Genomic DNA, 22,895 nt, shown 5'->3' on the forward strand with positions numbered 1-22,895 from the left:
GGGTCATCCTCCGATCAGGTGTCGGGTGAGCTGCAAGGAAACGAGCAGCGCGACCAAAGGGGGGATGGGGGCGACGGGGCCCAGGTCCATGTCCAGGGCCAGCCACTCCCCCACCCAGCGGGCAAGGACGAGGAGGGCGAGGGGTGGCCCCAGGCCGGAAGCCCAGTACCACAACCAGGAAGCCAGCCCCGCCAGGTCCATGGTTCAGCCTCCGTGACACGCCGCGAAGCTCGGGTCCACGATCTTGGCCGGGTCGGGCACGCCCCAGCCGGTCTCTACGTCCCAGCCCTCGCCGGGCGCCGCGGGGTCGTAGTTCGACGAAGCGGCCTTGAGGCAGTCGTAGACCATGGTGTAGAGGTCCGCCGTGCCCCACAGACCGCGGTAGGGATCGCCGTGCCAGACCCGGTTCGAGTAGAGGTAGAGCCCGATCAGCCCCCCGAGCCGGTGCGTGGCCGGTGAGGTCCAGGGGTAGACGTTGAACCCGTACTTGTCCGGGAGAAAGGCGTCTGGAGTGTAAAACTGGCCGGGGACGACGAAGTCCATGCGCTCTTCCCAGGGGGTGTTGGGGTTGTCGCCGTAAGACGAAACCCAAGCCCGGGCCCAGATGGAGCCGGCCCAGTCGGTGGAGCCGTCGTCGGTGTTGCCGGGGATCAGCGAGAAGACGGCGGAGCCGGCGGCGATGGCGTCGGGGCAGCCGGCCGGGTCGCCCAAATAGTCCAGGTTGTTCCCGGCGCCGTACACCGCGATCTGGCCGCGGGCCCGGGCCGCGGCCAGGGCGTCGCAGTCCCCCTGGCTGGGCGCCCCTACGGCCGCGGTGACGACGATGGGGGTGCGCCCGGGCCAGGTGAAGGTCTGGCCATCCATGGTCAAACTGCCGGTGAGGGCGTATTCCGTGGCCGTGCTGTTGAGCGCGGCTCCGTAAAAGCCCCCATTCTCACCCCCGGCCCGCATCGGCACCCACTTGACGACGTTCTTGAAGAGGCCAGCGACGCCGTAGCCGTCGTTCCAGGTGCCCCCGGTGGCCATCATGGTGCCGTTTCCGTGGCAGGGGTCGTAGAAGGCGTCAATGGCCTGGTCCCCCGCCGAGCAGATCGCCTGCCCCTGCTGGGTGACCTGGAGGTAGTTGGGCGGGTAGCCGGGGGCGGCCATGTTGTCGAGGTCGAGGCTGAAGCTGAGGCTCATCCACCAGTCGAGGGGGGCGAAGGCGCCGGTGACGTCGGAGCGGACGGCGTAGGGCATCGTCTCGTACTGAGGGGTGGAGACGTCGAAGTCGCGGGTCCAGAAGATGCGGGCGTCGGGGCCGCCGGAGTCGGGGGCGACGACGTAGACCGGGTCGCAGCCGTCGGGGAGCCGCACCCAGGCCTCCTCGAGGCCCCAGGCCCAGACGAGCGGCCGGTCGGGGCCGGCGGGAGGCAGGGTGCCCGACTTGATCCAGCTCCCCAGGTCGTACTGGAAGAAGGTGTCGGGGACCGGCGCGTTGCGCCAGTAGCTGGGGTCGTCGGGGAGGCCGGGGCCGGGCTGGCCGCAGGTGGCGCCGCTCACGTCGATGACGCGGAGGGTCACCTCGCCAGAGCGCGGGGTGGGGGCGTGGACGGTGAAGCGCAGCCGGTGGTCGCCCGCGGGCGCGTCGGGGGCGAGCTCGAGGCGGACGGCGTAGGCCCAGGCGTCGAGCCACTCGGGAAGCCCGTGGTAATCGCTCAGGCCTACCGTGCCCAGGGCCTCCCAGTTGGTGATCCAGCTGGGCGCGTCGTCCAGGGTCACTTCGACTTTCCTGTCCCCCAGGGCGGTGACGAAACCGCTCCAGTCGAGGTCACCGGTCACGTCCCGCCGCGGCTCCGGCACGATCGAGAGCCAGACCTCGGTCCAGCCCCCGGGCCGGACCGCGAAGGGGCGGTCGATCATGAAGAGGGGGTGGACCGAGTAGGCGACGTCGGGAACGGTGTAGTCGCCGCCGGGCGGCTGGGGGCCGGGGCAGGCGGTGAGGAGGAGGGTGAGGGTGAAGAGAAAGAAAACTCGCTTCATGGCTCAGAAGAGGAAGGGGCAGAGGATGTCCGTCCGAACCTCGGTGGCCTGGCCGCTGCCCACCGGATAGGTTCGCGCGGTTCCGGCCGCCTCGTCGAGGACGGTGACGTTCGTGCAGGGGCTGAAGACAACGTAGACGAGGGGGAAGGCGGGGATGACGGTGAACTTGAGCAGCGTCGTCTGGTGCAGGATCCCCTGAACCGTGGCGGTGTAGTTGCCGGGGCGGGCGTAAACGGTCTCGGTTCCACCCCAAACGGGGTAGGGGAGGCCGTAGACGCCGTAACCAAGGTCACCGGTACAGGGATAGCCGGCGTCGCAGGCACGGTCGATGAAGTCGTTGCCGAGCTGCGGCTTCGACGTGCTCATGTACCAGTAGTTTACCGACCCGCTGGGGCCCGCAAGTCCGGCCCCGGCGTTGCTCGGGACCACCCAGGAGAAGGGGATGGTGACGTAGATGACCGGTTTGCTCCACAAGAGTACGGCGGGCTCCTCTTCGTAGACGACGCGCACGCGCCGCGGCGACCAGGAGTTGACGCTCACGTTCCAGGACATGGTGCGGGCGAGGTCGTGGGGCACGTCGGGATCCTTGCGCGGCACGTAGCGCCGGATCAGGCCGCCTTCGTTGATCTCCAGGGGGCCGGCGGTGACGGTGTAGGTTCCGGCGTCGATGCTGGGCCAGGTTTTCGAGTAGTCGTAACTGCCGGAAACGGCGGGGTCAGGCCCGCTCACGCTTACTGGGCGCACCCCGCTTCGCTCGCTAGGCAAGCCCGAGATTTCAAGAATAAGGGTTCCTTTTGCGCGAACCGCGCTCCCACACGCTTCGAGATAGCGCACGGGTTTCAGCGGACGCGCGCTCAAGGGGATCGTGGCGCTTCGTTCGGTGCCGCCCCGCTCGAGCGTGACGTGGGCCACGACCTGGGTCAATTGCAATTCCTGCCCGTCGTTAGCCGCTGGAGTGGGGGTGAGGATCTGTGCGTTATCTACCTCCCAGGGGACGTTTCCGTCACTCGGGTAGTTCTTGGCCCCTCCGCCCGTGCGGTTGCGGTAGAGGTAGTCGAGGCGGAACCCCTTGACCCCCTCGAGGACCGGCATCCACGCGTTTTGATCGGTGCGCAAGTAGAGGGTGTCGTCGACGAAGTCCCCGTTGTAGCGCGCTTTGAGGGCCGCGCCAACGCCGAGTTCGACGGTGCCCGCGGCGTGGTACTCCGTGGCCGGCGTCCAGGCCAGCCCGACCGGACAGTCGGTGTCGACGTAGGTGTCGCCCTCGGTTACGCCGAAGACCGCACCTCGCGGGCCACCGTTGAAAACGACGCCGGTGGCCACCGGGCTGTGCGGTGGCGCGGTGTCGAAGTCTACGCGCGTCGAGCTTTGCAGGCTGGCCGTCTGCCGCGGCTTGGCCGTGTCCACCGAATAGAGAAGACCTACTGCGGCGGACTCCCCGTAGAACGGCGCGATGAAACTCTTGTCGTTGAAGGCCTGCTCGATGGTAGCCCGCGCGGTGGCGAGCTCGGCCTCGAGCGTAGCCGCGGCGTTTACCGTGAGCGCGGTGTCCGATGCCGAGCCGAAGATCCGCATCAGGACGAGCATCAGCCCTGCCGCTACCGCGAGGGCCAGCAGGATTTCGATCAGGGTAAAGCCTCTTCTATTCTTCATGTTCCCCCTCACCCCCTTACGGGCATTGCGCAAACACGCTTAGGTAGGCTTTCTTGCCGGTCAATCCCAAAACCGAGATGGGCATGGTGACATGCTCTTGGCGGCTGTAGGTCTTGGAGTCGGTGTAGATCACACCACCGGGATCGATAACCTTGACGTCGAGAGCCCAGAAGTCGCACTGCGACCCGGTATAGGACCCGAGCGCCATGAACTGCGTTACCGTGGTCAGGTCCTGGAGCTGCTCACCTTTGCTTGCGCGCCAGCGACCCGCGGCGTTGGGGTCCTCGGTAAGATCGCTGCTCCGAACCTTGGCCGGCTCCCGGACGTAGAGGCCGCCGTTGACGTCCTGCTCTACGCGGAAGCGCGCCTCGAAGTTGCTCGGAACCTGGTCTCTTAGGACGCTCACCTCGTTGAAGAAGTAGCCGCTGATCGGAGCCACGCTGGCGGTGACCCTTCGGACGAGGAGGCTGCCTTCGTTCCCCCGGTAGCTCAGGCAGTCCACCCACTGGTTCTGCGGCTGCTGAAGAAAGCTCGAGACCTTGTAGGTAATGAACGTTCCCGTGATGGGATCCTCGGTGCAAATCCAGCCGTCTTTGCCCGGGGGAATGAGAAAGGGCTGGAAGCTGCGGTGCACTACCCACGCGTCACTCGGAACGCTGACCGAATTGGCTTCGACGACCGCGGTTTTGTAGGCCGCGGGTTCGTTTTCCCACCTCGGGCCGTAAGCGGTGCTGACGTTGAAGACCACCAAGGTTCCTTCTTGGGCCTGCCCGTAGGATAGGGTTACGTCTTTAGCCTCCCCAGCCGCAAGCAAGAAGCTCTCGGGTCCCTGCACCAAGTAGTAGTTGCCCGCGGAGTCCTGCCCGCTCGAGGCCTGCAAGCTGTAGCTGCCCGGTACGAGGTTCCCCACGGTGTACACGCCTGGGCGGGTGAACTCGCGCTTGAACAGCGACCCGTCGGGCTTGAGGCCTGCGAGGGTGACGGTAGTTTGCAAATCCGAAGGGCCGTCGATGTGCAAAGTAACCTTGCCGGTCACGGGATAGGCGCGCATCCAGATGACGGTTTCCTCGCCCGGGATCAGGTCGAAGCGTGCCTCGCTTTCCTTAAACCAAGGAGACCACGCAGATCGGCTGGGGTCGTAGCGCCGAAACTCGAGTGCGTAATCGATCCCGTCGCTTTGGTAGGGGCCGTCGAGGGCGACGGCATAGGTTGCGGGGTCCATGCGCTCGTAACTCTTCGTCGTCGGCAGGACGAAGCTCTCGAGGAGGGTATAGTCGGAGCCCACCTTCCTTTTGAGCGCCACTTTCGGGGCGGGGCCTCCCCCCTTGAACTCAAGCCGCAGTTTTCCGTTGGTGGCCACGTAGCGGAGGTTGACACGCTTGACGGCGCCAACGGTTACCTGGAAGCTCCCGTCCGAGTTGGCGCTGCTCCCGTAACGGGCAGCGTAGTCGTAGCCGCCGTAGGTCGCATTCGGCGCAACGATCCGGTAGGTGCCCGGCTCCGCCTCTGCGAACCGCGTTTCGCCTTCAGGAACCGCGGCGGAAAATCCGGCAGGTCCGGTAAGCTCGATCGCCGGCAGGGTAAGGGCGGGTTCGTCCTTGCCTACCGTCACGAGGATCGCCCCGCTATCTGCCTTGTAGTAGACCTGCACCGCGCCGCCACCCGAGGCCACCTCGGGCGCATAGCGAATGCCCGAAGCGTTGACGACGTTGTTGCCGGTCACGGTGTAGCCCGCAGCAAGCGCATAGGTGCCGTAGCTGGTGTAGGTCTGGGTGGACGTGCCGTTGGTCGCCACCACGTTGGCGCTGCCGGTGGGGTCTTCACCCCCGATGTAGAGCTGCGAGGCGGTGTCGGTGGTAACGCCGGCGCTGGTTGCGGCGGCGGGCGGTGGAGCGCGAAAAACCGTCTGACTACACGACTCCTCGCTGGCTCCTACGGGCATGGAGCAAAGCAGGATCCCGTAGCGCACCACGTCGCCACCGCCGGCGAAGCTCTCGACACCTTGCCGCTCGATCTCGAGGCGGTAGCGGTTGAGGTCCTGCCGGCTGACCGGGATCACCGCGGGGAGCTCCCCGTAGTCCCATACGCCCCCTGCGGTCAAAACCGCGTTCCCCTGCTCGAGCTCCTCTTCGATGAGCGCCATGACCTGGCTCGAGGCCTCGGCCTGGTGGGTAATGCGAGCTCCGACCGTGGTTGCTCCGAATACGCTTACGATCACGCCCACGGCCATCGTGGCGAGCGCAATGGCCAGGACGACCTCGAGAAGCGTAAACCCTTGACGCTTGAGCATGATCAATCACCCACCTTGTACCAGGACCCCCACCAGCAGACGAAGACGCAGTAGCGGTTCCTGCGCTCGATGATGTAGTCCATCGTTACCGTGGTCGTGCCGTTGTAAGTAACGGTTGCGCTCTTGTTGTTGCCGCTGATGAGCCTGTACCGGTACTGAGGAGCCGAGGTGATGTAGACGTAGGTGTCGTTCCCCTTAACGGTGTAGGTGCCCGTAGGTACCCTGAAGTCGCGGAACTCGAAGGCGCTGTCCCCGTCACCGTAGGCCGTGCCCACGCCGTCGACCCAGGCCTTGTGGTGGTCAACGCGAATGCGCAAGATCCCGGTTTTCCTCCGGAAGGTGAAGGTAACCGTGTAGCTCCCTCCGGAAGCCACGTTGAGTACGCCGCCACCCCCAACCACGTAGTAGTTGCCCGAATCGCTGGCCGTCAAAAGGTACTGGCCGGGAGCAAAGGGAAGCGTCTTGCTGTCGCCCCCGTTAAGGCTAATGATGTAGGCGCTTCCCACCTGCGGCTGGACCCTGATCTGCGTTTCCTCGTTCGAGGGCAGGCCCGATGTGCTGATGGTCACCAGGCCGTCGATCTGGCGGTAGGCGAAGGTGACCGATCGCCGGTCCCCGTTGGCAAGGGCCACGCTCTGTGTAGGGTTGTCGAGAACGTAGCGCACCCCTCCAACCACGACTTCGGTAGGGGTGGCTTCCACGGAGTAGGTTCCCGGTGGAAGCGTGAAGGTGTGATTGCCGCTCGGAGCCACACTGGCGCTCTCGCTGACGGGTCCGGTGACGTTCACCGTTACGTCCGGGGCCCCCGCTGGCAGGCCCGCAACGGCAACCTCCACATACCCCTGGTTTAGCTCGTAGCGTAGCGAGACGGTCTTGGGCTCGTAGGCGTTCAAAGTAAAGTCGACCGGCTGGGGCTCATAGTAGTTGCCCCCGTGTTGAAGCCGTTCGCCCCATACCCTGTAAGAGCAGGTAGCGGGCAGCTCTTCTTCGAGTGTTGCGTTCCCGGTATCGAAGTCGAGGTTCTTGCAGCGGGCATCGGCGCTTTCGAGGTGGACGGGCACCGTGACACCCGCGGGAAGCCCCGAAACTACGATGGAGAGTGGGGCGCTGCCGGCGTCCTGAACCACGTCCACCACGGCGTTGTCGCTTGTCCCGCAACCGTCGAGCTGTACCTCGATGCGGGCAGTGCGCTGCTGGGGCTCGAGGTTCGGGGCGTAAGCGAAGGTGAGCTCGTACTCGACGTCTCCAGGGTCGTTGACCGTAGTGGGGAGATCGGCGCTGAAGTCCGTTGGCGTGTCCGACACCGTGACGGTCTGCGCCCCCACCGCCTTGAACCGGAGGACCGCCGTGCCGCCCTCGCGCTCGAGAACGACCGCCTCGCTTGTGGAGAGACCGTTGAGCGTTACGTAGTTCAGGCGGCTATCCGCTCCTTGGTAGGTCACCGTGACGAAAGAGGTGTCGTTGGGGAGGATGCCGATGTTGAACGTGTCGCGTGTGGGTTCGTAGGCGCACCCGTTTAGCGTGATCGGGAACGCATAAAGCGTGTACGTTCCTGCGTCGAGGCCTGAAACCAGCGTGTCGCGGTCGATCGTCCGAATCAGGCCGGTGTCGTTGTGGAGGCGGAGGTCCCCTTCGGGGTCGGTTCCAGCGCTTCCCGGGTTTTCGATGTTGACCTGCAAGGAGCCCGTGGTGCTCCCTGTCGGTGGAGGGGGCGGGGGATCGAGCTCCGTGGGCGGCGGGGGAGGGGGCGGATCGGTGGGGGGCGCGCCTCCCGTTCCGGTGGGAAGGGACGGCCGCGTACCCGCAACCGTCAAGGTCGTGGGGCAGTCGACGTCGCCCAAGACCTCCCGGACCAGCCCCCCAGGTTGAATGGCGAACCGCAGCGTGCTGTACGATCCCTCGAGGGCCAGGGTACAGTCGCCCCCCGTGACGGTCCCGGAAGGGTAAAGGGTGGTCGTCACGCCCGAGACGCTCGCCGCATAGACCTTGGTGTCGAGGGTGTCGTACACCGTGCCGCTGCGAGCGCCGCGCAGCATCAGGCGGTGCCCGGTGGCCACCACCTCGATGGGCTCGTTGCTGCTTCGCGCTTGCGCGAAGCCCTTGCTAACGAAAAAGCGAATTTTCGCAGCCTCGTTCAGGGCCACCTGACGCTCGTACGCGTCGCTCTCGCCGCGCCCGGTCACCATGAAGGTGACCGCGGCAATTATGGCCAGAACGACCACGAGTTCGAATAATGAAAAACCCCTTGCGCATTTCATCGCAAGGAGTATAGGAGGCGCGCCGTGCGGAATGGGCGCAAAATTGGAGCCGCTCGCTAGCGCAAGACGGCGCGCCCGTTGACGTAGTAGGTCTTGATGTGCCCGTCGACCCAGGTGACGACGGCGAAGCGCTCGCCCGCAGCGCTCACGTCGAGAACGCAGCGCACGCTGGGGGGTGCTTGCGGCCACCTCACCGCCGTGTTCACGTTGACCCCAGCGGTGCAGTCGTAAAGATCGCCGGCCGGCGTGTACCCTGGCGGCGTGCTCGAGGCCGAAGCCAAGCCAGCGACCGTCACGAAGTCGTTTACGGTCTTGTTGACCTTTTGCAGCAGGTAGTTCTGCACCGCCTGGTAAACGATTCCTCCGTGGCTTTGGGCCATGAGTTCGTCCTGTTGCGACTGGGCGCGTTGCCCGCGCGGCGCCAGGAAGACGATGAGCACCGCGATAATGGCCAGGACGATCACAATTTCGATGAGGGTAAACCCGCTTCGCTTCATCGCGTCTGCCTCAACTGATCCATGAGATCGTACATGGGAAGGAAGATGGAGAGCATGATGGCTCCGACGATCACGGCAAGGAAGACCAACAGGATGGGCTCGAGGACCTTTGAGAGGCCCCCTGCTTGGAGCATGGCGTCCTGGTTGTAATTTCGCGCCGCGGCGTAGAAGGGATCTGCGAGGTTTGCCGAGCGTTCGCCGATCCGGGCGGCGGCCACGAACTTAGGCGTGAAAATCTCCTTGTCGTCGGCCAGGGCCTCGGACAGGGTCATTCCCGCCTCGAGGCGCGCCCGAACGCGCTCCGCGGCTTCTTCGACGAGCACGTTGCCGCTGGCCTTTCCGGCGATGCTGAGAGCTTCGTTGAGGCTGACCCCGTGCTCGTACAAGAACCCCAGCGTCTGACCAAATTGCACGAGGGCGATCTTCTTGGTGATGGGGCCGATTAGCTTCGCTTTCAGCTTGAAGGCGTCGAGGGTTCGCCGCCCCTGGGGGGTTCGAGCCCACACTCCGAAAAGGTAGATCAAGCCAACGATCAGGACGACGAGGATGAGCCCATAGCGGTTCAAGAAATCGGCGACGGCCATGGTGACCTTGGTCGGGCCCGGAACCTGCTGCAAACCGATCTCCATGAACTGCCCGAGAATCTTGGGCACCAGTCGGGTGAGGAGGTAGTAGGAGATCCCCACCGTGAGGGCGAGGATCAAGAGGGGGTAGGTCATGGCCTCCTTCACCTTGGCGTACAGATCCTTGAGCTGGTCCACGGCGGTGGCCATGGAGTAGAGCGCCTTGTCGAGTTTTCCCGATTCCTCGGCGGCGGTCACGGTGGCGATGTGGGCCTCCGGGAACTTCCCGGTCATCCGCATGGCCTCGGCGAGCTTCGTGCCCCCGCGTACGAGGTCGTGCAGTTCGCGGACGACCGCGGCAAGCTGCGGACGCTCGGTCGATTCCTCGATGGTTTCAAGGGCCTCGAGCAAAGGGGCGCCAGCACTGACCATCTGTGCGAGCCCCCGGTAGAGCTCAACGTAATCTACGAGGCGCAGAGGGCCCGAGCGCCGCTTGATGCCCTCGAAAAGGCTGTTTGCGATCGGGCGGATTTCGAAGGGCTCGAGCCCTCGAGCCGAGAGCTTCTCGAGGGCGTCGAGCTCGCCGGCGGCCTGGATCTCGCCGCTGGTCGTACCACCGTCGGCCGTTAGTGCTTCGTAGCGGTAGCGTTTCATGGCTGGTTAGGGACGACGTACGGCATGGTGGTTATCTTCCACCTGCGTACGATGGTGAGGTTTTCCCGCTCCGGGCTCAGGCGGGTCAGGTCGAACTCGAGCCGCAGCTCCCCCTGGCCGTCGAGGGGGGACACCTCGACCGAGCCAACCTCTTCGTAGCCAGGAGGAACCCAGCCTGCGTAGCCGCTGCTCGTGCGTTGCTTGAGCTTGCCCGTTTCCACGGCCTCCCCGTTGAAGAGGATCCGAATGTTATTAGGGTCGGTGATCAAGGGGTAGTCCCCATCGTTGTACAGCGTGTAGGTGATTCGCCAGGCGTGCTTGCCAGGCACGAGCGAAGTGATGACGCGAACGCCCTGGGGGATAGGGTCTTCGACCGGGTCGTATCCGACCCCCGCAGAGGGCTCCTCCGCTTCAGCCTTCCCTTCCGGCTCGTCTTGCACTTCAGCGATACCCTGCTGCGGGCTCGCCTCCTCCTTCTCCACACCGCTTGCTTCCGAGCCAGAAGCAGGCTCTCCAGCTTTGCGGACTTCCTCTTGGAGGGAGGGGCTTTCCTCTCCTTCGCCCGCCCCGCGCTGGTGGCTAGGCTCCGTTACGCTTTCCGGAAGGTAGCGCCCCTCGCTGACCTCTTGGGCCCGAAGAACACGATCGAGCTTGGCGATGATGCTTTCCAGCCGCTGAATCGTAGGATCCGGTTCGGGGGTTACGACCCGCTGCCGCACCTCTTCGGGGACGGGCAGCGGGGAATTGCTCTCGACCTTTTCGGGCGCTTCCTGGTCGTTCGCCGATGGCTTTGCGGTAGCAGCTTCGACGGCTTGGGGTGCTTCGGCTTTTGCGGGCGGGGCGCCCTGGTTCGACGGCGATGCGGCGGGTCCCCCGGGGAAGATCACCCGGATTTCCGCCGAGGGAGCGTCCAGCCTCGCCTTGAGGACGTACGAAAGCGTTCGGTCCCCCACGGTGAGGGTGGCGCGGGCCTGGCTTCCCGGATCGAGGGCCGTGAAGCAGGCCATGTTGTCCTGGACCGCGAGGGCAAAACCCGGAGTTTCGACCTCGCCGCCCAGGACCGGCTGCGGGAACACCAGGCAGAACGGCTCGCCGCCGACGTACAGGGTTCGCTCCCGGTCCCCGATGAAGATGCCGGTCATCTGCGCGGCAAATGCCGCGGCCGCGGCTACGAGGGCCAGGGCGGAGAGGGTTCGCTTCATTCGTCACCCCCAATAGGAGCTACCCGGGTGGCCCGGTCCGACCAAGGCTCGGTAGGAAGGGCGCCCTCGGGCATGCCCGCACCTTCGCCCACCTCGGAGGAGCGGTCGTACTCCCCTGAGGGAAGCGCGCTTTCCGGCAGCTCCACCCCGCCCGCGCCGTCACTCTCGGCTTTGAGGATGTGCGACTGCACGATGATGAGCAGGATACGTTCGCTTTGTACCCGCTCCGTGGTGCGGAAGAGCGCGCCAATTACTGGGATGTCCTTGAGGATGGGGACCCCAGACACGTCGTTGCGGTCCTCGTTGGAGATGACGCCACCCAGGATCACGGCCTGGCCATCCTTGATGCGGATGCGACTTTCGGCGTAGCTCTGCGGTATGAGCACCGAGCCCGGGGTTGGGCCGCTCTGAGGCAGGCTGCCCACCGTGGTTGCAATGTCGAGCGTGATCGTGCCGTCGGGGGAGGTGTAGGGGGTGAGCTCGAGGTTGAGGCCGTAGTTGAACTCCTCGTATCCAGTCCCCCCGGTGCCTTCCTGCCCGTCGACGTTACCGGTGTCGCCCTGCTTGGGGAGTAGCAGCTTGCCGCCGCTAAGCAAGGTGGTCGGCTCGGCGTTGAGGGTAAGCGTGTTCGCGTCCAGCAAGCGCCGGGAGCGGCCGGTCTTCTCGAGAAGGCGGATCGACTGGGCAAGCGCGGAAAGCGCAGAGGCGCCCGAATCGTAACCGCCGGTGAGGACCCCTTCCGTAACCGAGATGGCGAACTTGCCCGTGGCGTACTGCCAGTTGATACCCAGCTCGTTGGCGGCGCTGCGGTCGACTTCTTGAATCCAGACGCGTGAAACCACCTGGTCGGCGGGGCGGTCCAGCTTCTTGGCGAACTCCAGAGCCGAGGACACGGTCTTGCGCGGACCGTATACGAGCAGCGTGTTGGTCTGCGGGTCTGCCGTGATCTTGAGGGAGGGGACGGACTGCGGCGGCGTGGGGCCCCCTTCAGCCGCCTGCCCCTGCTGCACCTCCTGTGCGGGCATGGCGGTCTGCGCCCCAAGGATCTGCGTCAGCAGGCGGGCCAGCGCGTCCGCGTTGTGGTAGGCCACCGAGTACGTAGCGTGAACGGGCTCAAGCGAGCGACGGAGCTCCTCCGCGCGGTTCTTTTCGGCTTCGGCCTTGGGGTCGAGGCGGTCGATTTCGTCTAGTATGCGGGCCACTTTGCGTTGGGCATCAGGCGCACCAACGACCATCAGGAGACCCGCGTCGTCCATGGGCACGAGTTCCACTCCGGAGAGCACCTTACCGATGTAGTTGGCCACGTAAGAGGGGGCGCGCTTCGTTTCGTAGTAGAGCAGGGTGCTGCCCGGTTCGGGGTCGACCGACTGACTTTCTTCCGCCACGGCCTGGTGGAACTCGGCGACCGCTTGCTCGACCTCTTCGTGAGCTTCAGGTGCGGCGTAGACGTAGAGGTAGCCGCTCTTTTCGTCGTAGTTGACGATCCCGCGCTTTCCGACGATCTTTTCGATGATGGCGGCGCCGGCCTTCATGCCTGTCCCAAGGTCGTAGACCTTGGTCGTGCGCATCGCCGTGCGCTCGATCTCAACCCGGGTGCGCAGCAGCCCAAGGCGATCGAGCAACCCCTTGGCTTCGACGAGCTCTTCGATGCTCCCCTTGGCGACGAGGGCCTGTGCTGCGGGCACGTAGGTGAAGGAAGCCTCCGGGGCTACCCGCTCGAGGGCCTGCAAGGTGGGTTTGACGTCCGCTTCCCCATCTCCGTCGAGGTAGAAGACGGCGAGGCTCCATTCACGTTTGCGGGCCTCCTCGTCCTGGAGAAGGGTGGCGAGGTCGCCCTCGAGGAGAACGCCAGCCTCCTTGAGAAGTTTCTTGACTTCTGCGATCCGCTCGGGCAGCCCCTTCACGACCAGCGCAGGGGGGTCGTCCAGCTTGGTAATCGTCACTTCGGGGAAGAGCCCCGTCAGCGCTTCGTAAAGCCCCGCGGCCTTGCGAACCGGAAGGACTTCGATCACCGCATTGGGGATTTCGACCTTGTCCTGGGGTGTAAGACCGCCCTGGGCCACGATGCGGCTCACAACGGGATGGGGAGCGACGACGATGATGCGGCCGTCCACGAAGGCGTTGTCGATGTTGTCGCCGTACGTCTTCATGAGCAGGTCCCACACCTCGTTGAAAGGCAGATCGCGGACGTTGAGTTTGAGCGTTCGGTCAGGCACGTCGCGGGAAAGGTAGATGAAGCCTGCACTTTCGGCGGCGGCCCGCAAGGCGGAGTCGAGCTCGACGCCCTTGGGGCCGCTCACGATGGTGACGGGGGTGGTGACCTTGGGGATGTCGCGGGTCGCCGCGGCCTGGGCGAACCCAAGCCCGACGACGGCGAGCGCGATCAGAAGGGGGGCGAACAGTCGTTTCACTTCTTTACCTCCACGGTGTGGCCTTTGGCCGCTAGGAACAGGGACTTGGGCGTGATGTGGGTGATGCGAACTTCGGGGGTTCCGGGAAACGGCCCCGCGAAGGCGACGATTTCTCCATCCCGGGTGGCCACGATGGCGCCGGGCTGTTTGCCAGCGACGAAGGCGACGTAGCGAACCTTCTCTTCTTCGACCCACCTCGCGATCCAGGGTTCTTCAGGCGGAGCGTCGAACTTCGGCAGCGGAACGGTGGGCTGGCTAGGGCGCGGTTCGCTCCGCTTGGCGGGTGCGCGGGCAAGCTGCATGTAGTACGCCATGGGGTCGTTGGCGATCCTGGCTCGCGTGATGGGAATCGAAAAGGTGTTCTTGGGGGTTGCGGGCTCCAGCGGAACCTCTTCGGGAACCGCGGCGCTTTCGGCGGGGTTTTCCGGCTCTTCTTCTGCCGAAACGGCCACCCGCACGCTCGGTTCGTCCTGAGTGATCACGGGCGGAGGGGCAGGGATCGTCGTCGCCGCGGCCGGCGTTTCCTGCGGGAGCAGGAAGTACCCGGCAGCCCCAAGCGCGACCAGGGCGGCGAGGATCACCAGCGTGATGGGCGACAAGCGGCGCGGCGAGGCGTCCTGCGGCACCTTCGCCCGCTTTTTTCTACTGCGCGATGGAAGCCTGCGGGCCATCCTGCACCTCCTTGCTGGGGGAAACGGGTACGAGGACGCGAACCTGGGTTCGGACCCCCTTGCTGTTTGCCGTAAAGGTGGCGCCGGGGACGATCAGGTAAACGGGTGCGCGCTCGAGGCTTGCCAAGAAGTCGTAGACGGCGCTCGGCTTCCCCTCGAGGGCGACATCGAACTGCATGAAGCCCAAAGCGTTGGTCGCCTCGGTTTCTTGGGGTATCGGCTGAATCTGCTCGAAGGTCAAACCTAAGCGATCGGCGAGCGACTTCAAGCCCGCCATCGCCTCCCCGTAGGTAAGCGTGGAGGGAACGAGCTTGTCGGTAATGGCCTCGATCCGGCGGGTTACGCGCTCGATCTCGTCTTCAAGGCGCGGGATCTGCGCGGCAAGCTCGCGGGTGGTGATCAGGGTTTGCTGGCGGCTCTCGAGGCGGCCCTGCAACTCCGTGAGCTCGCGTGCGCCTGGATCGTAGTAGAGTGCCCAGAAAGCCCCAAGCAGGGTGAGGGCTAGAACGACGCCCAGGGTGATGTAACTGCTTTTCGACTTCTTCACCGCGCCACCTCCAGCGAAACCGTGGTGCCGTAAAGCGTTCGGGAGGCCACCTTTTGCTTGAGCACGGGCGCCGGGGTGACCTTGGGGTAGCGAAGCTCGAGCGCTTTCAGGGCCGCGAAGACCGCCTCTGCTTTCGGGCTCGTTATGACGACGGTGGCGGTGGGGGCTCCCCTGGCGGGGGTGCTAAGGGCCACCTGCGACACCGCAACCCCGTGTTCGCCGAGGAGGCCGAAGAGCTCGTCGAGGCGCTGCGACCAACGCCCCTTTCCGAAGAGGGCGTCTTCTAGGGTGCTCGCAAGCATGAGCTTGTGGTCGAGCTCGTTCTTGAGTTGCGCGGCCCGATCGGCGTCGGGTTTGATCTCCGTGATCTGGGCTTCGACGTCGTGGATGGCGCGGGTTAACTCGGCCTTTTTAGACTCCAAGTTCACGGCGCCCAAGGCCATAACGAGTAGTGCAGCCACGACCGGGGCTGCCGCGATAGGGGGAATGCGGCGGCCCTCGAGCTCCTCTTCGAGCCCGGGTGTCCACAGATTGCCCTTCAGTCCGGCATAGACGACGTCGAGTGCCGTGCCCGCGGCGAGCACAAAGTCCCCTAAGGCAACTTGCTCGTCGTCTTCAGGATAGAGAACGCTGAAGCCGGACTCGCCAAGCGGGGTTGCGATGGCGCCGTACAGAGTCTTGTCGTCCAGGGAGATGACGATCGCGGGGCTTTGCCCTTGTTCGCCACCACTTTGTGCGAGTTCGTAGTAAACGTTTTCGATGCCGCCGATGACCTCGTCCAGGGCATCCGGAAGCTCGCTGTGGGTGATGAGCTCGACGTCCTCCTGCCGTCGCCCCAGATAGGTCAAACGACCTTGGTGCACCCCCACGAAGATGGCTGGATATTTGTCAAGTTCGGGTTCCCGAACGATCCAGGGCCGTGGAAGCGCCTGATACCAGGGCTCCACACGGCGAATCCGAACCCGATGTTTGCGCGCGGCCCGGTAAAGCTCACGTAGGTGCTCCTTGCGGGAAAAGGCGACGTAGAGATCCCCCTTATGGATCCCGCCCTGCTCCACGAAGGTGAGCACGTAGTCGTCGAGCGGCTTGTTCAGCAACCGCTGCAAGCGCAGCCTTAGTGCGCTTGGGGACCGGCCTCGCTCACCCGGTACGTCTTGCAGCGTCTGGGTGTCCACGAAAGGAGGAAGCAGGGCCACGCTTGCGTGGGTGCGGGGTGGCGGCTTGATCTCCTGAAGCACCTGGGCAAGGGCCTCCCAGGCGGCTTCGGGCGGGCCCTCGACCGCGCGCTGGGCCATGCGGACGGGGCTTCCGGATTCCAGAAGCACCGCTCGCACCGAGCGCGGGCCGAGTTCGATGCCCAAGTGGATGGCGTCGTTCTTCTTCATACGCCGCGAGTGTAGGACAGCGCGGCGAAGGAATGGGCGCGTTTTTTGTGCCTTATTCGAGTGACGCTGCGATCACTTCTTCTGGCGTGGTCAAGCCATTGAGGACCTTCAGGTAACCGTCCTTGCGCAGCGTCCGCATGCCGCGCGCGATTGCCCGATCGCTCAACAACGTGGTGTCCTCGCCCAGGGCGATGGCCTGGGCGATCTCCCGGTCGACCACGAAAAACTCGTGAATGGCGGTGCGGCCCTTGTACCCCGTGTTGCGACAGTGCGGGCAGCCCCGGCCCTTGGTGATCTTTGCTGGGTCGACCTTGGTGCCCAGTTCCTGCTCCATGACCCGCGCGTAGCGCTCCGCCTCGGGATGGGGCGCACGACAACGGGGGCAAACCTTTCGCACCAAGCGCTGCGCGAGTACGGCCCGCAGCGAAGAGCTGAGGTTGAAGCGCTCGACCCCCAGTTTTTCAAGGCGGCTGACCGCCTCTACGGCGTCGTTGGTGTGCAGGGTACCGAAGACGAGGTGGCCGGTAAGCGCGGCCTCGATGGCGATGCTGGCCGTTTCGGGGTCGCGGATCTCGCCCACGTAGATCACGTCGGGGTCCTGGCGGAGGAAGCTCCGCAGCGCGACCGCAAAGGTATATCCCGCAGCTTCGTTGACCTGCGTTTGCACGACCCCGGGGATTTGGTACTCCACGGGGTCTTCCACCGAGATCGTCTTCCTCTCGTCGGTGGCGATTTCGTTGACGATGGCCGCCAACGTAGTCGACTTTCCCGAACCTGTGGGGCCGGTTACGAGGATCAGGCCGTTCGCCGCGCTGGCCGCTTTCTCGAACTGCTCGAGGACGTCAGGTAGAAAGCCGAGGTCCTCGAGCTTGGGAATCTCGTCCTCGCGCGGCAGCAGGCGCATGACCACCTGCTGCGACTCCCCGGCCTTATGACCCACCTTGACGGGGCCGGTGTTGACGCGCAAGTTGACTTCGTGCTCCCCGTCGCGGAACGTGATCCTCCCGTCTTGGGGGATGCGGCGCTCTGCGATGTCCATGTCCGCCATGATCATGATCCGAGTAATGACCTCCGGAGCCAGGTTCGGCGGAACGTTTTCGTCGATAACCGCGAGCCTGCCATCGATCCGCATGCGGACCCGGAGAGTATCACCCGTGGGTTCGATGTGGATGTCCGAGGCCCCGTGGAGGATCGCATTACGAATCAGGCCGTTGACGTATGCGGCGATGGGCCCCTCGTCCGTCTGGGGCTTGGGCGTCCCGGCGGGAGTTTCTTTCTGTTGCTTGCGGGTTTCCGAATACTGGCGCAACTGCTCGGTCGTTACGTTGCGCATGCGGTGCTGCTCGATTAGGCGCTTCAAGGCCGATGGCGTCGTCACGGCAGGCTTGAGGCGCCGATTTTCCCGCGACAATACCTGGCGAACCTCGTTGAGCGATTGCAAGTCGCCGGGCGTGGCGGTGAGAACCCATAGCTCGTTGCCTTCGAGCCTGAACGGAAAGACATTGAAGGACGAGATCAGGGTGTTGGGAAGCAAGCCGATGACGCGTTGATCGGGAGGCGTTTCGTCGGGGTTGACGAAGGGCATCCCGTACATTTGCGCGAGTGCGCGGTAGCGAAGCTCCTCCGGCACGTCCCCGGACTGGAGGATCTCCTCCGGGGACTTTCCGGTCAAGGATTCTGCTACCTCATCGGGAAGGCCGAGCTCGCGAAGGATACCGATTAGCTTCGTAGCCCGGGACGAGGGATTGCGCCGAAAGGTCTGCACGCGGCCATTCTAGTTAGCCGGCCGGCGGCATTGGGAGGAAAAAGTGTGCGGGCCCCCGAAGGGGCCCGCCGCTAACGAAGGACCACCTCTCCGGTTCGCGTTAGGTCGCGAACCTGGAGGCCGACCAGGCGGCCCTCGTCGATACGGTCAAGCCGCTCGCGCAGGTAGTTGGCCACCCACTTGAGCAGCTCGGCCTCGGCCTTAGGGTCCAGGCCGCCGCTAACGGCCGTTGCACCCTTGGCCACGTCCTCCTTGGAAGAGCCCATTTGCTCCCAGAGCTCCTCCGCGGAGGCGTCGTTGAGGCCCTCGATGCCTACGGCTTCTTCCTCCGCCTGTACGGCGAGGTCGAAGTCCTCGAGGACCTTACCATCGAGCAGCGCAAGTCGCTGTTCGACGTGCCGGAGGAGCGCCGCCACCTCGCGACGGGTGGTGGGCGCCGCGTAGATGCCCACGCTTTCGAGCTGCTCGCGGACGCCCTCCGAGATCATGCTCTGGGAAGACGAGACGTAGACCGACTCGCCGTCGTTGATCTCCCGGAGCTCCTCGACCACGAGGCCGTCGAGGGCCCGCACACCCGCCCGCGTGAGCGGGTCGGGCTCGTTCCACTTCGGCGCCTGGTCGATCCGGTCCGCAGGATCGACCCGCATCTCCCGGCCGCGCAGATCGCGCAGCCCGGCGGGGCGGCTCTTGGGGGCCACCCCCCCGTCTTTGTTGCGGCGCTGGACCTGAACGCCACGCACCGCGCGCAGAAGCGCCGCGAGCACGGTGGGGTCCAGCTTGGACGCCTCGGGGACGTAGCCCCGATCGGCCCAGGCGACGAGAGTCGCCCAGACCAGCCGGCCGTTGCGGGTACCTTCCCGCAACAGCCCACGCAGGCGCTCGAGCACCTGCTCGGGGGTCTTGAATCCCCCGGTTTGCCCCTCCCTGAGGAGGGCTTCCACTTCTCTGCTCTTCAACGCTTGCATCATCTTCCTCCCACCCCGACGGGTGAATTGTCGGCACAACCGGGGTGGGCTTCCTGCCCCCTCCGGCGCGCCGGCGCCGTCGGGGGCACTTTTACGCTAGCAGGTCGGTCATGCCCCTAGGGCGCGTTTTAGGGTCATCTCGCCGTAGGTTTCTCCGCCGGTCTTGCGGTCCCACTTTTCTCGCATCAGGCCAGAACGGCGGAAGAGGCGATCCATTTGCGCCAAGTCCCCCCCGGTGAATACGGCCAGGGCGTTACAGAACGCCAGGTCCGCCTCCGACTGGCTGGCGTAGCCCAGCTCCTGCCAGCGACCTTCCCAAAGGGCGCGGTTCCGCTCCCCGTGCTTGCTTCTGAACATGCGCTCGAGCACCACCTGATCATCGGCCGGCTCGTAGGTGCTGGTTAGAGACCTGCTGCTGGGCGGCTTCCGTTCCTGGGGTGGGTCGAGATAGGTTTGGTACAGCCACGCCAGGGCGTCGGGATCGGCGTTGATGGTGTGGGGTGCACCGGGGACGACCGCGCCCGTGAAGGTAAAAAAACGATCCTTTTCGTATACCTCGACTGGGCCTCGCCGCCGCCGTTCGCCCGGGATCTCCCCGCGCAAAAAAATATGAAGCCCGCGGCCGCTAGGGGAGACCTCGGCAAAGGAACCAAGGCGCACGACGATCTCCTCGGCCCAGGCGTCCAGCCTCCCGGTCTCGGGGTCACGTACGCCGTCGAGGTCTACGCCCACGATGCCGTCGCCCGCGAAGACGAAGCCGATGCCGTCGAAACCACCCCGCTGCGCCACAAAGACGGCGTGGGCGTAGCTGGACCAACTGTCCGGGTTGGTGCTGCTTGCCAGCACGCGCCCCTTCAAGGTGGCGCGGTATGGCACCTTCGTAGGCTTCTTGCTGGACTCGCGGTGTTGCAGTTTCCAGACCACCCATCTACGCAATCTGCGTAGTTCCTCAGGCACAACGGGGGGCGGAGAGAATCGGGCTTCGGCGCTCACGCCACTACCCTAGCGCTCGGTCACGCGGGAATGGGCGCCTCTTCGTGCTGAATCACCATTCCGTAGAGCGCTAGACCAGTTGCGTCCAGTAAGTCCTCCTGCAAGCTGCCCGGCAGGCCGAAACGATTTTCGATGACAGCACGAACGTCCGAGCGCGAAGGGCGCCGTAGGCCAGTCAGCTTGTGGAGCCAAGTACGCTCCCCCTTGTGGCCGCTGTAGTACCCCACGGGTTCGAGCAGGGGCACCCCCCTTTCGATTACCATCTGCCGGATCCGCACGTAGGTCAGGTTGAGCGCGGCCATGTCGTAGAGGTGCTGCGCGCCCTCGGGCGTGCGGGCCTTGTTGCGGGAGCCCTTCGTAAGGAGGCCCTTGAGCACCGGGCGCTCGAGGACGACGAGCGAGGCCTCCTCGATCCAGTCACCAAGCTGAGTCAAGTTCTTCACAGGAAGCACGCGGCTTTTGTAGACCCGCGGGCGCGGATGGGTCTGAAGGGCAGCCAGCCCAATCTTTTTGCTGCCAGGGTCGATACCGAGGATCATGGACTACCTCCAAGTCGAACACCCCCTCAGACCGAGGGGGTGTTGGCTTAGCTGCTTAAGGGGGTTAGAAGATCTGGGCCGTAAGCGAGAGCTCGGGGACTTCGTAGAGGAAACGGAAGAGCACGCGCGTGTAATCGGAGCCGTCCGGCCCCTGAGTCGTGCAAGTCGCGGTGCGGTTGGGTGCGATCGTTAGGTCGGGATTGGAGCGGATGGTGAAGCCGAGCGCCAGCGTTCCACTCAGAACGGCGTCCCGTTGTTCCGTGCTAAGTTCGGTCGCAAAGTCCAACTCGAGAGGGGTGCTTGCGGTCAGGTCCCACGTGATCTCGTCACCGAGGGGGTTTTGCCACAGGGTATCGGGCGGCCCCAGGTAGGCCTGGACTTGCAAGCGCCCTGCGGTAAGATCTGCGCAAGCTAAGTCGAGGCGCGCTTGAGCTTTCAGGTTGAGCGTCAACTTCGAAGGGCGCAGCAGCGTTTGAGGCGCATCGTATTCGAAGATCATGCCCCGCTGGTCCGGTAACTGGCCGTCAAGTGAAAGCGTCATGCTATCGACCAGCGTGGGGACGTACTGCTCGAAGACGGCCTCTTGCTGAACAGGTTCCCCAATGATGGGGAAGGTCTGTTCGTTAAGCGAGCAAGAGGCAAAAAGCCCGGCGAGCAGCGCGAGCAAGAGAATCCATCGACGCTTCATCGTTCCTCCTTTGGTTCAAGTCTGGGGGTCGTCCTCGACCTCGATGAGTTCGCGATCCCAGTTCGGGCCGCCTAGGTGCCGGAGTAAGAACTGCGTTCCACGCAAGGAGAGCATCACGAGCTGGCGGAACCCCTCACGCAAGTCCGCATCGCGGTAGCCATACGCCCGAGCTTTGTAAACGAGCAAGGCGGCGCGGTAGGCAAGGTGAGCGCGCTGGACGTTGGAAGCCATTACAGCGAGTCGGTTGCCCACATCCTCGTTCTCGAGGGCGGCAGTAGCGGCCCGGTCGAAGAGCTCGTGGAAGGTGCGCGGGTTCGAAACGTCATACTCCCGGTCGCTAAGGCGCACTTTGGTGGGGGGCGGTTTCTTGAGGGAGGCGTTGGCCAGGTGCTCCTTTGCCCAGTTTTCGAAACCGGGGCCGGGCATGCCTTGGGCCAGCCATTCGAGCAACATGGCTTCCCACGTGGCGGGGAGTTTCTCGCTCATAAGCTCATGATGCAACATTCCCACACTACGCTGGCGGTTTAAACCGAACCGCTGACTGGCAATGCGGGAAACCCCTTTGTTGCGGTTAAGCTCGGATTCTACAATGAAGGCAGGTCGCGACGGCCCCGCGGCCTGGGTTCTTGACAAGATGCACGCACCGGGGTGGCCCGCCCTGGTGCGCAGGAAGATAGAAGCCCCGTGGGCGGGGGCAGGTCTTTTCGGAGGCCTGCCCCTGCCCCGGGGACAGGCCTCCTTCGGGAGGTAAGGAATGATTTTTCCTGCTGCAAACGTTGCTGAGGCTCGCGAGCTCGTTGACGCTCGCGAGGCCGTCTATCTGGGCGCCGTCTCTTCGGAGGCGGCGCATGAGGTTCTCCTCGAAAGGGGAGAGGACTTCGCCCTCGAGGGGCGCCCCGCTCCCGAGGACGAGGTGTGGGTGCGCGGACGCACCCGTGATGGGCGCGCGTACTACGCGCGCTACATTGTGCGGTAGGGCCGTTGACCCCCTGGCAAAAGCCAGGGGGTCTACCTTTTGGTTTCCGTCGATGACGACCTACGCCGCCTCATCTTCCACCAGCAGGCGCCGCAACTCTCCGTAGAGGGCCCGCTGCTCCTCCGGCGTCTTCCCGTAACCGCCGTGCTTGGTGATGATCCGGGCTGCCGCCGCCCCCTTGCCTTGCTTCTTGAGCCTCGCCACGAGCTGGTTGATCAGTTCGATGGGGTCGACCTTGGCCGCTGCCGTGGCCCGGGAGTCCTCCGCCCGGACGCTGTCCGCGGTGGGTTTGGGCTTCGCCTCCGGGGGGCGCACCGCCGCGGGCCTGCGCCCCTGCGACGCGGGCGCGCGCTCGCTCGCGGCCAGGTCCTCCTCGGTGGGCTCGGTTACGATCCGCCCCTTGAGCTTCTTCGGGGGTCGGTACTTGCCGTCCTTGCCCTTGCTCACCCATACCGGCTCGAGGTCGCGCACGTGCCGGCCGACCCCGAAGTTCTCGGCGACCCGCCGGAAGGCCTTGGTGTAGGCACCGGAAAGCGTGGACCACTCGCCCACGTTCTCTTTGGTGACGCCCAGCACCGTGAGGCGGCAACGCACCTTGAAATCGTCGGGCCCGAGCTGGACGTGCTCGTACTCGGCGCGCCAGTTCTCGACCCCGACCACTTCGTCGAGGCGCTCCTCGATGCGCCAGCGCTCGACGTAGGGGGCAATCTGGGCCCGGGTCTTGTCCTTCCTCTCCTGCACGGGCACCCAGGAGATTGCGTCGTCGGGGAAGGGCTCCTTGAGTCGCTTCCTCACTTCGTTCCAGTCCACGTTCAC

19 protein-coding genes are annotated in these 22,895 nt (G+C 64.9%); all 19 read right to left on the reverse strand.

The window, feature by feature from the left end; genetic code table 11:
• Window positions 1-3: 3 nt before the first annotated feature.
• The gene (locus tag OCEPR_RS11870) at window positions 4-201 is read right to left on the reverse strand and encodes a hypothetical protein (RefSeq protein WP_013449784.1); all 198 of its coding nucleotides are present in this window, start codon (window positions 199-201) and stop codon (window positions 4-6) included.
• Between the two features lie 3 nt (window positions 202-204).
• On the reverse strand, window positions 205-2,022 hold the full coding sequence (locus OCEPR_RS11875) for a hypothetical protein (protein ID WP_013449785.1): 1,818 nt from the start codon (window positions 2,020-2,022) through the stop codon (window positions 205-207).
• A 3-nt stretch (window positions 2,023-2,025) separates the two neighbouring features.
• Window positions 2,026-3,675 (reverse strand): prepilin-type N-terminal cleavage/methylation domain-containing protein, encoded by a 1,650-nt coding sequence (locus OCEPR_RS12430; protein WP_013449786.1) that lies wholly within the window; start codon window positions 3,673-3,675, stop codon window positions 2,026-2,028.
• Between the two features lie 16 nt (window positions 3,676-3,691).
• On the reverse strand, window positions 3,692-5,965 hold the full coding sequence (locus OCEPR_RS11890; protein WP_013449787.1) for a PulJ/GspJ family protein: 2,274 nt from the start codon (window positions 5,963-5,965) through the stop codon (window positions 3,692-3,694).
• A 2-nt stretch (window positions 5,966-5,967) separates the two neighbouring features.
• Window positions 5,968-8,223, reverse strand: a complete 2,256-nt coding sequence (locus OCEPR_RS11895; RefSeq protein WP_013449788.1) for a pilus assembly FimT family protein — start codon at window positions 8,221-8,223, stop codon at window positions 5,968-5,970.
• 56 nt (window positions 8,224-8,279) lie between these two features.
• Window positions 8,280-8,720: a type II secretion system protein gene (locus OCEPR_RS11900; RefSeq protein WP_013449789.1), complete on the reverse strand. Its 441-nt coding sequence runs from the start codon at window positions 8,718-8,720 to the stop codon at window positions 8,280-8,282.
• Window positions 8,717-9,937, reverse strand: coding sequence for a type II secretion system F family protein (locus tag OCEPR_RS11905; RefSeq protein ID WP_013449790.1), 1,221 nt, complete (start codon window positions 9,935-9,937; stop codon window positions 8,717-8,719). Before OCEPR_RS11905 ends, OCEPR_RS11900 begins: the two co-directional genes overlap by 4 nt.
• Complete coding sequence (locus OCEPR_RS11910) at window positions 9,934-11,139, reverse strand: hypothetical protein (protein WP_013449791.1); 1,206 nt, start codon at window positions 11,137-11,139, stop codon at window positions 9,934-9,936. The genes OCEPR_RS11905 and OCEPR_RS11910 overlap by 4 nt, the downstream gene beginning before the upstream one ends.
• Entirely contained in the window at window positions 11,136-13,550 is a 2,415-nt protein-coding gene (locus tag OCEPR_RS11915; protein ID WP_013449792.1) for a type II secretion system protein GspD, read from the reverse strand. The genes OCEPR_RS11910 and OCEPR_RS11915 overlap by 4 nt, the downstream gene beginning before the upstream one ends.
• On the reverse strand, window positions 13,547-14,221 hold the full coding sequence (locus OCEPR_RS11920) for a hypothetical protein (protein WP_013449793.1): 675 nt from the start codon (window positions 14,219-14,221) through the stop codon (window positions 13,547-13,549). The genes OCEPR_RS11915 and OCEPR_RS11920 overlap by 4 nt, the downstream gene beginning before the upstream one ends.
• Window positions 14,193-14,768 carry a hypothetical protein gene (locus tag OCEPR_RS11925; protein ID WP_013449794.1) on the reverse strand — a complete coding sequence of 192 codons (576 nt, stop codon included), beginning with the start codon at window positions 14,766-14,768 and terminating at the stop codon, window positions 14,193-14,195. The genes OCEPR_RS11920 and OCEPR_RS11925 overlap by 29 nt, the downstream gene beginning before the upstream one ends.
• Window positions 14,765-16,153 (reverse strand): hypothetical protein, encoded by a 1,389-nt coding sequence (locus OCEPR_RS11930; RefSeq protein ID WP_013449795.1) that lies wholly within the window; start codon window positions 16,151-16,153, stop codon window positions 14,765-14,767. The genes OCEPR_RS11925 and OCEPR_RS11930 overlap by 4 nt, the downstream gene beginning before the upstream one ends.
• A 52-nt stretch (window positions 16,154-16,205) precedes the next feature.
• Complete coding sequence (locus OCEPR_RS11935) at window positions 16,206-17,918, reverse strand: GspE/PulE family protein (RefSeq protein ID WP_013449796.1); 1,713 nt, start codon at window positions 17,916-17,918, stop codon at window positions 16,206-16,208.
• Between the two features lie 71 nt (window positions 17,919-17,989).
• Window positions 17,990-18,886, reverse strand: coding sequence for a hypothetical protein (locus tag OCEPR_RS11940; protein WP_222829140.1), 897 nt, complete (start codon window positions 18,884-18,886; stop codon window positions 17,990-17,992).
• Between the two features lie 105 nt (window positions 18,887-18,991).
• Window positions 18,992-19,807 carry a phage NrS-1 polymerase family protein gene (locus OCEPR_RS11945; protein WP_148229367.1) on the reverse strand — a complete coding sequence of 272 codons (816 nt, stop codon included), beginning with the start codon at window positions 19,805-19,807 and terminating at the stop codon, window positions 18,992-18,994.
• An 89-nt stretch (window positions 19,808-19,896) separates the two neighbouring features.
• Complete coding sequence (locus OCEPR_RS11950) at window positions 19,897-20,415, reverse strand: RuvC family protein (RefSeq protein ID WP_013449799.1); 519 nt, start codon at window positions 20,413-20,415, stop codon at window positions 19,897-19,899.
• A 64-nt stretch (window positions 20,416-20,479) separates the two neighbouring features.
• Window positions 20,480-21,103, reverse strand: a complete 624-nt coding sequence (locus OCEPR_RS11955; protein WP_013449800.1) for a hypothetical protein — start codon at window positions 21,101-21,103, stop codon at window positions 20,480-20,482.
• Window positions 21,104-21,118: 15 nt separating this feature from the next.
• Window positions 21,119-21,589, reverse strand: a complete 471-nt coding sequence (locus OCEPR_RS11960; RefSeq protein ID WP_013449801.1) for a hypothetical protein — start codon at window positions 21,587-21,589, stop codon at window positions 21,119-21,121.
• 550 nt (window positions 21,590-22,139) lie between these two features.
• A complete protein-coding gene (locus OCEPR_RS11970; RefSeq protein WP_013449803.1) occupies window positions 22,140-22,889 on the reverse strand; it encodes a Rad52/Rad22 family DNA repair protein in 750 nt (249 codons plus the stop codon).
• Window positions 22,890-22,895: the final 6 nt, after the last annotated feature.

Origin of the sequence: Oceanithermus profundus DSM 14977, from assembly GCF_000183745.1 — a bacterium.
Lineage (GTDB): Bacteria > Deinococcota > Deinococci > Deinococcales > Marinithermaceae > Oceanithermus > Oceanithermus profundus.

Bases quoted from the DNA above. Each gene is read 5' to 3' on its own strand.
- OCEPR_RS11870 (WP_013449784.1), bottom strand. From the start codon at position 201: ATGGACCTGGCGGGGCTGGCTTCCTGGTTGTGGTACTGGGCTTCCGGC.
- OCEPR_RS11875 (WP_013449785.1), bottom strand. From the start codon at position 2,022: ATGAAGCGAGTTTTCTTTCTCTTCACCCTCACCCTCCTCCTCACCGCC.
- OCEPR_RS12430 (WP_013449786.1), bottom strand. From the start codon at position 3,675: ATGAAGAATAGAAGAGGCTTTACCCTGATCGAAATCCTGCTGGCCCTC.
- OCEPR_RS11890 (WP_013449787.1), bottom strand. From the start codon at position 5,965: ATGCTCAAGCGTCAAGGGTTTACGCTTCTCGAGGTCGTCCTGGCCATT.
- OCEPR_RS11895 (WP_013449788.1), bottom strand. From the start codon at position 8,223: ATGAAATGCGCAAGGGGTTTTTCATTATTCGAACTCGTGGTCGTTCTG.
- OCEPR_RS11900 (WP_013449789.1), bottom strand. From the start codon at position 8,720: ATGAAGCGAAGCGGGTTTACCCTCATCGAAATTGTGATCGTCCTGGCC.
- OCEPR_RS11905 (WP_013449790.1), bottom strand. From the start codon at position 9,937: ATGAAACGCTACCGCTACGAAGCACTAACGGCCGACGGTGGTACGACC.
- OCEPR_RS11910 (WP_013449791.1), bottom strand. From the start codon at position 11,139: ATGAAGCGAACCCTCTCCGCCCTGGCCCTCGTAGCCGCGGCCGCGGCA.
- OCEPR_RS11920 (WP_013449793.1), bottom strand. From the start codon at position 14,221: ATGGCCCGCAGGCTTCCATCGCGCAGTAGAAAAAAGCGGGCGAAGGTG.
- OCEPR_RS11930 (WP_013449795.1), bottom strand. From the start codon at position 16,153: ATGAAGAAGAACGACGCCATCCACTTGGGCATCGAACTCGGCCCGCGC.
- OCEPR_RS11940 (WP_222829140.1), bottom strand. From the start codon at position 18,886: ATGATGCAAGCGTTGAAGAGCAGAGAAGTGGAAGCCCTCCTCAGGGAG.
- OCEPR_RS11950 (WP_013449799.1), bottom strand. From the start codon at position 20,415: ATGATCCTCGGTATCGACCCTGGCAGCAAAAAGATTGGGCTGGCTGCC.
- OCEPR_RS11955 (WP_013449800.1), bottom strand. From the start codon at position 21,103: ATGAAGCGTCGATGGATTCTCTTGCTCGCGCTGCTCGCCGGGCTTTTT.
- OCEPR_RS11960 (WP_013449801.1), bottom strand. From the start codon at position 21,589: ATGAGCGAGAAACTCCCCGCCACGTGGGAAGCCATGTTGCTCGAATGG.